This window comes from Tenacibaculum aquaeponti, from assembly GCF_052084715.1.
Taxonomy (GTDB): Bacteria; Bacteroidota; Bacteroidia; order Flavobacteriales; family Flavobacteriaceae; genus Polaribacter.
In genome coordinates, this window is sequence record NZ_CP197288.1 from 1,353,174 (window position 1) to 1,367,265 (window position 14,092).

General features: G+C 28.5%; 13 protein-coding genes and 1 tRNA gene. 9 read left to right on the plus strand and 5 right to left on the minus strand.

Annotation, left to right across the window (positions count from 1 at the left end; genetic code table 11):
• Window positions 1-20 precede the first annotated feature (20 nt).
• From ACSIGC_RS05855 to ACSIGC_RS05870, 4 genes are all read left to right on the plus strand, one after another.
• Window positions 21-1,832 carry an acyl-CoA dehydrogenase family protein gene (locus ACSIGC_RS05855; protein WP_442267215.1) on the plus strand — a complete coding sequence of 604 codons (1,812 nt, stop codon included), beginning with the start codon at window positions 21-23 and terminating at the stop codon, window positions 1,830-1,832.
• 112 nt (window positions 1,833-1,944) lie between these two features.
• A complete protein-coding gene (locus tag ACSIGC_RS05860) occupies window positions 1,945-3,642 on the plus strand; it encodes a helix-turn-helix domain-containing protein (protein ID WP_442267216.1) in 1,698 nt (565 codons plus the stop codon).
• 29 nt (window positions 3,643-3,671) lie between these two features.
• On the plus strand, window positions 3,672-4,808 hold the full coding sequence (locus tag ACSIGC_RS05865; RefSeq protein WP_442267217.1) for a helix-turn-helix domain-containing protein: 1,137 nt from the start codon (window positions 3,672-3,674) through the stop codon (window positions 4,806-4,808).
• A 48-nt stretch (window positions 4,809-4,856) separates the two neighbouring features.
• Window positions 4,857-5,687 (plus strand): CPBP family intramembrane glutamic endopeptidase, encoded by an 831-nt coding sequence (locus ACSIGC_RS05870; protein WP_442267218.1) that lies wholly within the window; start codon window positions 4,857-4,859, stop codon window positions 5,685-5,687.
• Window positions 5,688-5,882: 195 nt separating this feature from the next.
• On the opposite strand, the gene ACSIGC_RS05875 is transcribed toward ACSIGC_RS05870, so the two are convergent.
• Complete coding sequence (locus tag ACSIGC_RS05875) at window positions 5,883-6,335, minus strand: Lrp/AsnC family transcriptional regulator (RefSeq protein WP_442267219.1); 453 nt, start codon at window positions 6,333-6,335, stop codon at window positions 5,883-5,885.
• A 161-nt stretch (window positions 6,336-6,496) separates the two neighbouring features.
• Here ACSIGC_RS05875 and ACSIGC_RS05880 point away from each other — a divergent pair, with 161 nt between their 5' ends.
• Together ACSIGC_RS05880 and ACSIGC_RS05885 are read left to right on the plus strand one after the other, a co-directional pair.
• On the plus strand, window positions 6,497-7,645 hold the full coding sequence (locus tag ACSIGC_RS05880; protein WP_442267220.1) for a histidine decarboxylase: 1,149 nt from the start codon (window positions 6,497-6,499) through the stop codon (window positions 7,643-7,645).
• Between the two features lie 120 nt (window positions 7,646-7,765).
• Entirely contained in the window at window positions 7,766-8,884 is a 1,119-nt protein-coding gene (locus tag ACSIGC_RS05885) for a helix-turn-helix domain-containing protein (RefSeq protein ID WP_442267221.1), read from the plus strand.
• Window positions 8,885-8,931: 47 nt separating this feature from the next.
• Here ACSIGC_RS05885 and ACSIGC_RS05890 read toward each other — a convergent pair whose 3' ends face one another.
• The 4 genes from ACSIGC_RS05890 to ACSIGC_RS05905 all read right to left on the minus strand — a co-directional run bounded on the left by ACSIGC_RS05890 (window position 8,932) and on the right by ACSIGC_RS05905 (window position 12,085).
• Window positions 8,932-9,744 (minus strand): DUF4097 family beta strand repeat-containing protein, encoded by an 813-nt coding sequence (locus ACSIGC_RS05890; RefSeq protein ID WP_442267222.1) that lies wholly within the window; start codon window positions 9,742-9,744, stop codon window positions 8,932-8,934.
• Window positions 9,745-9,751: 7 nt separating this feature from the next.
• Entirely contained in the window at window positions 9,752-10,663 is a 912-nt protein-coding gene (locus tag ACSIGC_RS05895) for a DUF4097 family beta strand repeat-containing protein (protein ID WP_442267223.1), read from the minus strand.
• Between the two features lie 77 nt (window positions 10,664-10,740).
• Window positions 10,741-11,535, minus strand: coding sequence for a HEAT repeat domain-containing protein (locus tag ACSIGC_RS05900; protein WP_442267224.1), 795 nt, complete (start codon window positions 11,533-11,535; stop codon window positions 10,741-10,743).
• A gap of 1 nt (window position 11,536) precedes the next feature.
• Window positions 11,537-12,085, minus strand: a complete 549-nt coding sequence (locus tag ACSIGC_RS05905; protein WP_442267225.1) for an RNA polymerase sigma factor — start codon at window positions 12,083-12,085, stop codon at window positions 11,537-11,539.
• A gap of 324 nt (window positions 12,086-12,409) precedes the next feature.
• Between ACSIGC_RS05905 and ACSIGC_RS05910 the strand changes: the two genes are divergently transcribed.
• From ACSIGC_RS05910 to udk, 3 genes are all read left to right on the plus strand, one after another.
• Window positions 12,410-13,258 carry a universal stress protein gene (locus tag ACSIGC_RS05910; protein ID WP_442267226.1) on the plus strand — a complete coding sequence of 283 codons (849 nt, stop codon included), beginning with the start codon at window positions 12,410-12,412 and terminating at the stop codon, window positions 13,256-13,258.
• A gap of 66 nt (window positions 13,259-13,324) precedes the next feature.
• A tRNA-Thr gene (locus ACSIGC_RS05915) sits at window positions 13,325-13,398 on the plus strand.
• 88 nt (window positions 13,399-13,486) lie between these two features.
• Window positions 13,487-14,092, plus strand: coding sequence for a uridine kinase (udk, locus tag ACSIGC_RS05920; protein ID WP_442267746.1), 606 nt, complete (start codon window positions 13,487-13,489; stop codon window positions 14,090-14,092).

Consider the following 14,092-nt stretch of genomic DNA (forward strand, 5'->3'; position numbering starts at 1 on the left):
AAAAATTATAATACAAAAAGATGGCTGAAACATTAAATAAAGACATTTTACGAGGAGGACAATTCTTAGTAAAAGAAACTAATTGCGAAGATATATTTACTCCTGAAGATTTTACTGAGGAGCAAACAATGATGAGAGACGCGGTTATCGAATTTAACGATCGTGAAATTATTCCTCATAAAACTCGTTTCGAGGCTAAAGATTATGCATTAACTGAAGAAACAATGCGCAAAGCAGGAGAATTAGGTTTCTTAGGCGTTGCTGTTCCTGAAGCATATGGAGGATTAGGAATGGGATTTGTTTCTACAATGTTAACTTGTGATTACATTTCTAGTGGAACAGGTTCTTTCAGTACTGCTTTTGGTGCACATACAGGTATTGGTACTATGCCAATTACTTTATATGGTACTGAAGAACAAAAGAAAAAATATGTACCAGCTTTAGCTATGGGTGAGCGTTTTGGAGCTTACTGTTTAACTGAGCCAGGTGCAGGATCTGATGCTAACTCTGGTAAAACTACTGCTGAGTTAACTGAAGACGGAAAGCATTATAAAATTAACGGACAAAAAATGTGGATCTCTAATGCAGGATTCGCTGAGATTTTCATCGTTTTTGCTCGTATCGAAGATGATAAAAATATTACTGGATTTATCTTAGAATACGATAAAGACAATCCTAATGGAGTAACTTTAGGTGAAGAAGAGCACAAATTAGGTATTAGAGCTTCTTCTACACGTCAGGTTTTCTTTAACGACACATTAGTTCCTGTTGAAAACATGTTATCTGAGCGTGGTGGTGGATTTAAAATTGCGATGAACGCATTAAACGTTGGTCGTATCAAATTAGCTGCTGCTTGTTTAGATTCTCAAAGAAGAGTTATTACTGAAGCAGTAAAATATGCTAACGAGCGTAAGCAATTTAAAACTCCAATTTCTGAATTTGGAGCTATCAAGTCTAAGTTAGCTGAAATGGCTACTAACGCTTACGTTGGTGAATCTGCTTCTTATAGAGCTGCTAAAAACATTGAAGATAGAATCGCTATTCGTGAATCTGAAGGAAATACGCATCAAGAAGCTGAATTAAAAGGTGTTGAAGAATATGCAATCGAATGCTCTATCTTAAAAGTTGCTGTTTCTGAAGATATTCAAAACTGTGCAGACGAAGGAATCCAAATTTTTGGTGGTATGGGATTCTCTGAAGAAACTCCAATGGAATCAGCTTGGAGAGATGCTCGTATTGCACGTATTTACGAAGGTACTAACGAAATTAACAGATTACTTTCTGTAGGAATGTTAGTTAAGAAAGCAATGAAAGGCCATGTTGATTTATTAGGACCAGCAACTGCTGTTGGAAATGAATTAATGGGTATTCCTTCTTTCGATGTTCCAGATTTTTCTGAGCTATTCTCTGAAGAAAAAGATCTTATCGGAAGATTAAAGAAAGTATTCTTAATGGTTGCTGGAGCTGCATTACAAAAGTTCGGTCCAGATTTAGAAAAGCACCAACAGTTATTAACTGCTGCTTCTAACATCTTAATCGAAATTTACATGGCTGAATCTGGTATTTTAAGAACAGAGAAAAACGTTAAGCGTTTTGGTGAAGATGCTCAAAAGGAGAAAATCGCTATGGCTAAATTATATTTATATAACGCTGTAGAAATTATTACTCAAAGTGCTAGAGAAGGTATTGTTTCTTTCGCTGAAGGTGATGAGCAACGTATGATGTTAATGGGACTTAAGCGTTTCACTAAATATACAAACTACCCTAACGTAATTGAGTTACGCAATACTATTGCTGAAAAATTAAAAGCAGAAAATAAATACTGCTTCTAACAATATTAGCCTTCGGGCTTAACAATTTCTTCAACTTTTATAGGTTTTAGAATTTAGTTGTTTGTTTAAAGATCACTAATTTTACTTAGTGATCTTTTTTTATGTTTAAAATATGTTAAAAATAAAACTTGTTATATTCTTAATTATTGAAATATTACTAAATAGTAATACTACTATATATTCTCAAAATAATATTGATTCTTTATCTAAACTTAATTACGAAGATTTAAAAGTTAGTTTTCAAAAAACACGAATAGATTCTACGATTGCTTTTAATCATGCCGAAGCTTATCTATTAAAAGCAAAAAAAGAGAAAGATACTTTAAAAATATGCAATGGTTACTATTTCCTTTCTCGACTTCACTCTAATGAAAAAGAAATAGGAATAGCTTATTCTGATAGTATTTTAAATATTAGTAAAAAGATAAAAAATCATCCTAAATATCCTGCAATTGCCTACGAGCATATCGGTATAATTTATCATACTTTTGGTGAATTTAATGATGCATTAGAATTTTATCTGAAAGCTTTACAATTTTCTTTACCCAATACTTTTGAACGTGCGAGTATAAAATTTGATATCGCTGCTTTAAAATACAGGCTAGGCTTTCGTGAAGAAGCCAAAGAGTTGTTCAAAAAACATATAGACGATATAAAAAAACTTCAAATCCCAAGAAAGAAATACTACTATTACAGAGGTTTGTATGCATATTGCGACGCTTTAATTTACACCAAAAAACATGATTCTGCACAGATAATTATTAATCAAGGTATTGCAGGAATGAAAAATAGCAAGGATGATATGGTCAGAATTCGATTTGTTATGAACTCTGGTATAAACAATTATTATTTGAAGAATTATGACAAAGCTTTAAGTTTACTTTTAAAAAGTAAAGAAATTATAAAAAATCAGCATGATCACTTAACCACAGCTATTAATAATTCTTATATAGGTAAAACTTATTATGCGTTAGGAGAAAAAGAAAAAGGAATTAAATACTTAAAAGAATCTCATGAATTTCTTTTAGAGACTAATGATGTAGCTCTAGAAATTTTAGAAGGCTATGATTTTATTATTGATTATTATAAAAATAAAGAAGATTATAAAAATCAACTCTTTTACATTAATGCTCTAATGAATTTTGACTCTGTTTATAATGAAAAATATAGAACAGTTTCTAAACAAATTACCAAAGGTTATGAGATTCCTAACTTAATCAAAGAAAAAGAAAATATTATCTCTAGTTTAAAAGATAATCAGAAAAAAAATTCAGTTTTCAAAGGAGTTTTTATATCTGTAATTTCTATCCTTACATTAGTTACTTTATTTTTAATAAAACGCAATAGAGATTATAAAAAAAGATTTGAAGATATTCTGAATTCTGAAGAAAATACCAAACCCGAAATAATTCAGAAAAAAACTTCAGGAATATCGGAAGAATTAGCCAAAGAAATCCTTCAAAAATTAAATGACTATGAAAACACTAAATTTTATTTAAATAAAAGAGCTACACTTAGTTCATTAGCCAAAAAATTAAATACTAACAGTTCTTATTTATCTAAAGTTATCAACTCAAAGAAAGGAACAAACTTTTCTACTTACCTTAATAATTTAAGAATCGATTATGCTATAAAAAAACTAAAAAAAGATTCTCAATTTAGAGCATATACAATAAAGTCGATAGCCTTAGAATGTGGCTTTAATAATCAAGAAACATTCTCTTTAGCTTTCCAAAAGAAAACAAAATTATACCCTTCTTATTTCATTAAAGAACTTCAAAAAAAGGACAAAAACACAACTTTATATTAATACTTTTACAGCTAATTAAAACAAACAAATTGCAAGATTTCTTCCTATTTATAGTTTATTCCGGAATCACATTAAATCTTTTATTGATTCTTCTTGTTATAAACAGATTTAAAAAGCAATTTTCAAATCAGATATTAGCATACATATTAGTATGTTTACTTGTTTTGTTTTTAACTTATGCTTCTTCATATATCCAAAGTGATGCTATTAGTGCTATAATACTACCACTGGGGTCAATTATTTATATGGCTTTAGGTCCATTATTATTAAATTATGTACAAGCTATTTATAGTAAAATCACTATCCAAAAAGTAATTAAGGATTTAATCCCTTTCTTTATTGGGTTACTAACGTTTACGTTGCCTAGTTATATTCTTAAAATTCCAACAAATGAACAAGGATTTAATTATAGTACTCTAATCTACATTATTCCATTTTTAGGTTCTATTTACTTTATTTACTGTTTGTACAATTGCTATAGAACTTTAAAAAAATATAGAACTACCCTTAAAAAGAATTACTCTTTTACAAAAAACATCGATTTAAAATGGTTTTCGATATGGGTAAATGGATTGATTTCTTTGTTAATAATTGATATAATTTGCGGTGGAATCTTATTCGCATACCCTTCTCTTCAATTGGTACTTTTTATTAATCTCTTATACTTAACAGGGTTAATCTGGTATATGGGATATTATGGATTAAATCAATCTCAAGTTTTTTTGATAACTCAAGAAATAGAAAAAAAAGGCACTAAACTATATGTCGAATCTCCTACTCTAATTCATTCTGATGAGTTTATAGAATTAGAGAAAAAAATGAAAGAATTATTTGAAAACAGACGGTTATTTAAACAACAAAATTTAACATTAAGAGAAACAGCGGATGCTCTTGAGGTTTCAGATAAAAAACTTTCTAATTTCATCAATCAGTATTTGAAAACTAACTTTTATGATTATGTAAATTCATATCGAATTCAAAATTTTAAAGAAAGTATTCAAAAAGGTGATTCCAATCAACTAACCTTACTTGCCATTGCATTCGATTCTGGATTCAATTCCAAAGCAACCTTTAATAGAGTATTTAAAAATAGTGAAGGCATTACACCTCTTCAATATAAAAAAAGCATAGAAAAAGGTATCATTGCTTCCAATGAGTCGATTTGATTCTTGTTTATCAGTTGATTTGCTCAAAATTTAAAATGAGTATCAACTATGAACACTACAATTCAGACAAAAACAAAACAAAAATCAGACCTAAAAAAGTCTTTAAATTACATTCTTTTAATTCTTATTATTTCTTGGGCAATTGGTTTTACTACATATAATTTATTAGATACGTCAACAAGTATTATTGTTAGAGCTGTATCAGAATTATTGTTAGCAATTATGCCTGCTTTATTAGCCATAATAATTAATAAACGAGAAGGTGGTAATTGGAAATCATTAAACTTTTACAAGCCATCTGCAAAAGGAATATTTCTAGCAATATTAATACCTTTAGTTTATGTAAGTATTGATTTCTTTATTCAAATTTCACTAGGATTTCGAACTAATCCTGATTGGTCTATTTTAGGAACTTTCCCTAAAAATGCTGCACTTTTATTATTTGGTTATTTAGCTATGACGATATTAGTAATGGGTGAAGAAATTGGCTGGAGAGGTTATTTACAAGACAAACTTTTTAATTCATACGGAAAATTCAAAGGTGTTTTTATACTCGGGTTTGTATGGGGAATTTGGCATTTACCCGCAGCTTTACAAGGATACAATTTTCAACATTATCCTTATATAGAAGCTTTTATAACGTATCCTCTTATTTGTATTGCTTCATCTATAATTATTGCCTACATCGGTTTCAACAAAAATTCAATATTTATTGCTGCTTTTTTTCACGCCGCTAACAATCACTTTAAGGTTACTGTATTATCAACCACAGAAGTAATCGATAACTTTAATTACATGTTAATAAGTAACTTTATTTGTATTGATTTAATTTTAATCTTCGGTTTTCTGTATTGGAAAAAATTAAAAAACTCGAACTAATATAAAAAGCAAAATTAGTTAAAATGAAACCACATAACTTTAACTTCAAAGATTAAAACAAAAAGCAAAAAACCACTCACTAAAACACTAATAAACGTGTTTTTTAACTAGAAAACAACCAATAAAACACACCCGATTAATCTAAAGATCATTAAGAATACTTAATGATCTTTTTTTCAAAAATAAAAACATAAGTTATAATGAATACTTTGTTGATTCCTTAAAAGAATCTAATACGAAAGAACTATGTATTATTGAAATACCTTCCACTACCGATAATTTTTCATTAATAAATACCTGAAAACTATTCATATCATTTACCACTATTTTTATCAGAAAATCGAAATTACCAGAAACATGATGACACTCCATAACTTCATATAAATCGAGCATCTTTTTTTTAAACTCATCAATCAAACTTTTTTGATGTTTGAACAATGTAATTTGACAATAAGCTATGATTTGTTTCCCGATGATTTCACGATCAATTAAAGCCACATACTTCTTAATAGTACCATTTTTCTCCAACCTTTTTATTCTTTCATAAGTTGGAGTAACTGACAATCCTATTTTAGCTGCAATTTGCTTTGTATTTTGCTTTGCATTATTCTGTAATTCATTTAGTATTTTTTTATCTACAGCATCCATAATCAGAAGATATTTCTAAAAATTAGACATTAATATATTTCAAAAAGAAATAAAGTTTACTTAAAAATTTAAAAATAGATTTTTTATCTAATTTAACAGGTAAAATAGTTTAATATTCTTCATATACATATATTTGAAGACAATTTTATTCACAACAACTAATGAAGATTGATAACTCTTTAAATGACCGTTTAAGTAATTTATTAGATAAGGTAAAAAATGCTAGAGATTCGTTTTTAGGATATCCTGTATCAAAAGATTTTGATTACTCAACTTTATATGATTTCTTAAAATATCCTATAAATAATTTAGGAGATCCTTTTGAAGACAGCACATACAAAGTACATACCCATGAAATTGAGCGTGAAGTTGTAGATTTCTTTGCTAAATTATTTAGAGCAAACCCAAAAGATTATTGGGGATATGTCACAAATGGAGGATCTGAAAGTAATTTATATGGATTATATATAGCTAGAGAAATGTATCCTAAAGCCATGGTATATTACTCTGAATCTACACATTATAGCGTTAAAAAAAACATTCATTTACTAAACATCCCTAGTATCGTTATTCGATCTCAAGAAAATGGTGAAATAGATTATGAAGATTTAGAAGAAACTTTAAAATTTAACAGACATAAGCCTGCAATCATTTTAGCAACTCACGGAACTACCATGAAAGAAGCTAAAGATGATGTTTCTAAAATAAAACTAATATTAAAAAAATTAGCAATACAAGATCATTACATCCATTGTGATGGTGCTTTATCAGGAACATTTGGTGCTTTTGCAGAACCTCGAAGCCCTTTTGATTTCATAGACGGAGCAGATAGTATTTCTATAAGCGGGCATAAATTTATTGGTTCACCAATACCTGCTGGAGTAATTATTACAAAGAAATCTTTAAGAGATCGTGTATCTAAAGGAATTTCATATATCGGCTCTTTAGACACCACAATCACAGGTTCTAGAAATGGTCATAGTCCATTATTTTTATGGTATGCAATTCAAAAAATGGGAGTCGAAGGGCTAAAAACCAGATATAAACATAGTATTGAAACTGCAAATTATTGTAGACAACAACTACAAAATATAGGAATTAATGCTTGGAGTAATCCGGGATCTATAACTATAGTTTTCCCAAAAATATCTGACAATTTAAAAAACAAGTGGCAATTAGCTACAGAAGATGATATAACCCATATTATTTGTATGCCAAACGTAACCAAAGAACAAATAGATTTATTTATTCAAGATGTAAAAAACGAAATGGAAACAAAGCCTTTCGTTAAAGAACTAGAATATTGTTAAATATCTATTAATAAAAGATAATTGTATACACGCTTGTTTATAATTGAAAAATAAAATTACTGTAACAAATTATATTTTTAATTGTTATTATAATAATCTACTCTTTTATAAAATTAAGATATGCATATACAATTATCTTTTTTCGATTTATCTGTGTTAATCGGAATTACAACAGGAATAGTTTGTAGTATTATATTATTAAAAAAATCAACTCTTAAAAAATCTAATAAATTTCTCGCTTTAGGTATTTTAGCTTTTGTTTGGTTAAATACAAAAATGTTATTGTTATCTTTAAATCTTTGGGAAATTCATGGTTTCGGATATTTCCCTAATAGTGTAGAGTTAGCAATACCTCCACTATTTTATTTCTATTTTTTATCAATCAAAAATGTCGATTTTAAATTTAGAAAAAAAGATTGGCTCCATTTTGTTCCATTTCTAATTTCTCAATCATACTCAATAATAATGTATATCGCAGCAATGCAAACTCGCATTTTTTCAGAAAAAAGAAAGATAACAAATGCAATGTACTTTAATGAAGCTAAAAATATAGATGAATACCTTTTACTAATTATGAGTTTTTGTTATTTATACTTAGTGGGAATTGAATTAAAAAGTTTTAATAAAAATTTTTCTAAAGTTAATATTTCACAAAATTCTGAAAGAAAATTTTTAAACACCTTATTTGCTTTACTAAGCACCGTATCAATACTTCATATTATTAACCTCTCTTTGAATTCAGTTTTAGATTCTTCTTTTAATTGGCGCTGGGATTTACATCATTCACTTATAGCTATTATAGTGTATTATATGGCCATAAATGGTTTTAAGAATATTGATGTTATTTTAACTCTTAAAAACACTAAAAAAAACAACAATATAGATCTTACTATTATTCAGCAACTAAACAAAGCTATTACTTCAGATAAGGTTTTTTTAGATCCAAAATTGACTTTAAATTCTTTGGCTAAAAAACTAGAAATTAACGACACTATACTCTCCTGTACAATAAACGCTTATTATAAAAAAAACTTTAGATCGTTAATTAATGAAGCTCGGGTTGAAGAAGTAAAAAAACGATTACTCAACGGAGAGCTAAACAACTTATCTCTTTTAGGAATTGCCAAAGAATGTGGTTTTAACTCTGAAGCCAGTTTTTATAGAATTTTTAAATCCGAAACTCAAATCACACCTAAAAAATTCATCAGTAACAACATAGAATTTTCTAGTTCTATTTGATAAGACAATAAACAAAAAAGATCACTGAAAAAGTGATCTTTTTTCTATTAGTTAGAACGAATAATTACATCGCCATTATAATTTTTGAATAATATTTCTGGACCTCCACCATTAATTGCTCCTTCTATCCATTTTTCTATTTTTACTTTATAACCATTACCAGTTCTTTCACTTTTAGAAGTTTTACTTTTAACAGGCTTCGATTTTAAATCGTAATCGGTAAAAATATCGCCTCGTTCAGATTTAATTCTTACATCTGCTTTTAAACTTTTTGGAAAAGTAATATCTATATCTCCATTTAAACTACTAAAAGCCATAGGTGTATTTGGAGTAACTTTAATAAAATTAACTGTAATATCTTTATTTAAAGCATCTGCACTAACAGCTCCGCTAATATCTTTTAATGTGATTTTTCCGTTCGCATTACTTACATCCATAATACCATTTACAGTTTCTACATAAATTTCTCCACTATTATAGGTTGATAGTTTTAAAGAAAAGTTTTTTGGCACCTCTATTTCAAAATCTGTAATACCATTTCTATCAGAATCTACATCAATTGCATTATTATATTCTTTCACACTGAAATCCAATCCCACATTAGAAATCTGTTTTAAACCTTGTAAATCTTTTCGATTTTTCTTTTTCCTACTTCTGTATTTATTTCCTTCTCTTACGGAAGCTTTTATAATTACTTCTTTAGTATTAGAACCTTTTACTTTTATAGAACCATTAAGAATCTTCACTTTCAAAAACCCTGGTTTAGATGGGTCTGTTAATGGTACTTTTACAGTTTCTTGAGCTGAAAGTTGAAAAACAACTAAGAAAACAATGCTAATTATTATTTTAATAAATCTCATACTTCTTTTATTTTTTTACAATGGCATCTCCATTCAACTGATCAAAATGAAAAGGAATTTTACCATTTCCTATTTTAAAATTCTTTCTTTTATTAAGTTTATATTTCACTCCTCTTTTTGAATTCTGTTTTATTTTGAAAACTTGTGGCTCTGTTTTCTCAACATCAAAATTTGTATAAAAGTTTCCATTCATTGTTTTGTAACTAATTTCTGCATTTAATCCATTTTTAAATAACACATTAATATCTCCGTTTAGTGATTTAAACCAGCTTTCTTTAGTTGGATTTTTAGCATAGGTTATATTAATATCTTTATTCAAAGCATTTACATCTGTTTGTCCAGAAACATTGGTCATATCAATTGCTCCATTCACATTATGCACGATTAATAATTTTCCATGAACATTATCTACCGTAATGTTTCCTTTATTAATTGCTTTAACATCTATACTAACATTTTTAGGAACTTTCACCTTAAAATCTAAACGATATTTGTACATTCTTTTCTTACGATGCTTGTAATTCCTTCTACTTCCGAAATTAAACTCATGATGTTCAAAATTTCCTGTTTCTAAATCAAACTTAGAATACGGTGAATCCATATAGATATAAACTGCATCTCCTTTTTTTGCAGATTTTACTCCGATTTCTTGCAAACCTTCAGCAACATCTTGTTTTGTATCTGCTGAAACCTTCTTTACCACTTCAATTTTGATTGTTTTTCCGTTGTAACCTTCCACATCTATAGAACCGTAAACATTATCGATTACCACAATATTGTCTGGTGATTGTTCTAAAAATTGATATTCTTCTTTTATTGTTTCAACTTGATTGTATTTTTTTTCTCCTTTAAGATATTGTGCATTTGCATATAGGATATTGAAAAATAGTATTAGTAAACTGATTTTAATTGTTTTCATGTTTTTTGGTTTTGATGAATGACTATGTGTATCTCTGTAAAAAGCGACCTAGGATTTGCCATTTACATCAAATTCTTTTAGTATATATTAGATATACTTTCTTCTATTTTTTGTTTTGCGCTAGAATTTATTCCTTCTTGATCTATTAATTCTTTAAATGGTTTTACGGCTTCTTTCTCCTGTAATAAAACCATCACATCTGCTAATTCTATTTGTACTAATGGTGATTTCTGATGTACTATCGAAGCAACCAATCCTTCTCTTACAATAGGCATGTCTGTGTATTTTTTTAAAGATTCTATTGCTGATAAACGAACATTTACATTTTCATCATTATTTAACGTTGCGAATAATGCCTTTATAATTGTCTCTGTTACTTCATTTAATTTACTCACCTCATTAACAGCCTGTAATCTTTGATTTGCAGAAGGTTGATCTAATAATGTCAATACCAACTGAGATCGTACTTGTTCTGTTTCTTTTTGAGCTACTCTTACCTCCTCAGGAATATGTATTTCTTTTACATTATTCATTTCTTTTCCTAAAAAGAAACCAATAGTTAAAATACCAAATGCATAAAACACTTTTCTAAATGGTAATACTTCTATACGTTTTACAAATCGTACTAATGATGAATCTTTTTGTTCTTCCTTTACTTCTTCATTCAGCATTTCATAAAACTTTCTATCCATTTCCATAGTAGGTTCTGGAATTTCTATATTTTCTGCTTCCCAGAAAAAACTCATTTCTAAAAATTCTTCTTTTAAAACTGGATCTTTCTCCAATTGTATTTCAAAACTTCTTTCTTCTGTTTCAGATAAATTACCTGACAAGTAATCTATCATCTTTGCTTTAACATCTAAATTTCCCATACTATCTCTTGTCTAATGTTAAATAAATCTTTTTTAAATCATGTAATGCCCTATGAACTCTAATTCTAGCATTACCTTCAGAACATCCTATGATTTCTCCCAACTCTTTATATTTCAATTCTTTCATTTTACTTAGAATAATTAACTCTTTTTTTGCTTCAGGTAATTGATTTATCGCTTTCTTTAAAAGCATTATTCTTTCTGTCTCCTCTATTGTATTTTCCGCATTTTCGAAAGAACAAACATCATATTGTTCTTCTATATGATAGGTTTTATTTTTGTTTTTCCCTTTGAAATGATCGTAATACACATTTCTTGCGATTTTAAAAATCCATGATAAAAAATTACTTTCCTCTGTATATGTGTGTTTATATTTAATAACTCGTATAAATACGTTTTGTACTAAATCTTCACATAAACTAGTATCTTTACTCATCTGAAAGAAAAAACCAAACAATCGTTTTTTATAACGCTCATATAGAAGTCCCAACGTATGACTTTCACCTGATTTTACTTTCAGCATTAATGCACTATCTGATAATGAATCCAAATTTTTAAAATAATGTTAGTTAGTTGTTTGATAGGAAGAACTGTAATTTTTTAAAAACGTTACATTTTTTATTCTTTTAATCTAAAAATAGTTCATAAATGGTTAAAAACCATTAGTTGCTCTCATTTATAATCATCAAAAAAAATATTTTATTTAATCGGTTTAAAATAACACTAGTTTTTCCCTTTTAACGAAACTACAAAAGCATTTCATCCTTTTAAAAAAACTATACAACTACAGAAAACCAACTTTTTACCTCAACAAAATAATTGGAAACCACTTTTTTTTTGTAATTTAATGGATGCAACTTCAAACCCATATTTTATGAAAAGAATATTAGTCCCCGTAGATTTTTCTATCCAATCTGAGAATGCATTAAAAACAGCCGCTTATTATGGTAAAACTTTCAATTATGAAATAGTAGCTGTGCATATGTTAGAATTATCTACTGCAATGATGAATAATTCAAACACCACAAAAGAAACAGTACTCTATCTCAAACTAGCTGAAAACAAGTTTAATGAATTTCTAGATAAAGATTACTTAGATGGTATTAAAGTAACTCCTATATTAAAACACTATAAAGTATTTGCTGAATTAAACAATCTTTACAAAGAAGAAAAGATAGATTTAGTAATGATGGGGTCAAAAGGTGCTACAGGGTTTAAAGAACTTATAATTGGTTCTAACGCCCAAAAAGTAATAAGGCATTCTAATGTTCCTGTTTTAGTAATCAAAGACGAACCTATAGACAAAGGATTTAAGAAGGCTATTTTTGCTTGTGATTTCACAGAAGACTCAATAGGCCCGTACAAAAGAATTAAACAATTTTGTGACTTTATTGGTTTAAAAACAAAAATGATTTATGTGAATACACCCGGTAAATCTTTTTCTAGCTCTTCAGAAATGAGAACTACAGTTAAAAAATTCTTAGATAAAGCAAATAATAATTCCGATTATTTAGAAGATGTCGCTTACATTTCAGACTACACTATTGAAAGCGGAATTATCAACTACGCAAAGAGTTACGATGCAGATATTATAATTATGACTACACATGGTAGAAGTAGTTTCTCTCAAATCTTCGATCACAGTATTACTGAAGACATCGTAAATCATGTAGACATCCCCGTTATTTCTTTTAAAATTCTTCCAAAATCAGAGAGAAAATAATTTTTTTAAAAAAAGTTTGTCAGTTTCAAAAAACGTTATATATTTGCCACGCTTTTAAAGGCAACAGCCGATATAGCTCAGCTGGCTAGAGCAGCTGATTTGTAATCAGCAGGTCGTGGGTTCGAGTCCCTCTATCGGCTCAGAATTAAAAAGACATCTTAAAAGATGTCTTTTTTTATGCCCTATTTTTTCTAAATTTGCTTATATTTTTAACTACAAATGAAAAACATTTTTATCATAGGAATTGCTGGAGGAACAGGAAGTGGAAAAACTACTGTAGTAAACCAAATAATTAACGAGTTACCACCTGATGAAGTTTGTGTAATTTCTCAAGACTCTTATTACAACGCTACAGATAACTTAACCTATGACCAGCGATCAAAAATTAATTTTGATCACCCAAGAGCTATCGATTTCGAATTATTGGTTAACCACTTAACTGAGCTAAAAGACAACAAAGTTATTGAACAACCTGTATATTCATTTGTAACACATAACAGAACTAAAGACACAATTAAAACACACCCACGTAAAGTCATTATTGTTGAAGGCATTTTAATTTTTAACAATAAAGCCCTTCGTGATTTATGTGATATTAAAATATTTGTACACGCAGATGCTGATGAACGCTTAATAAGAAGAGTTCGTAGAGACATTACAGAAAGAGGCAGAGATATTAACGAAGTATTATCTCGCTACCAAGACACCTTAAAACCTATGCATCAAGAGTTTATTGAACCAACTAAAACTTACGCTGATATTATTATACCTAATGATAGATACAACACTGTAGCTATCGATATTGTAAGAACCGTAATTAGCGAACGTTTATAA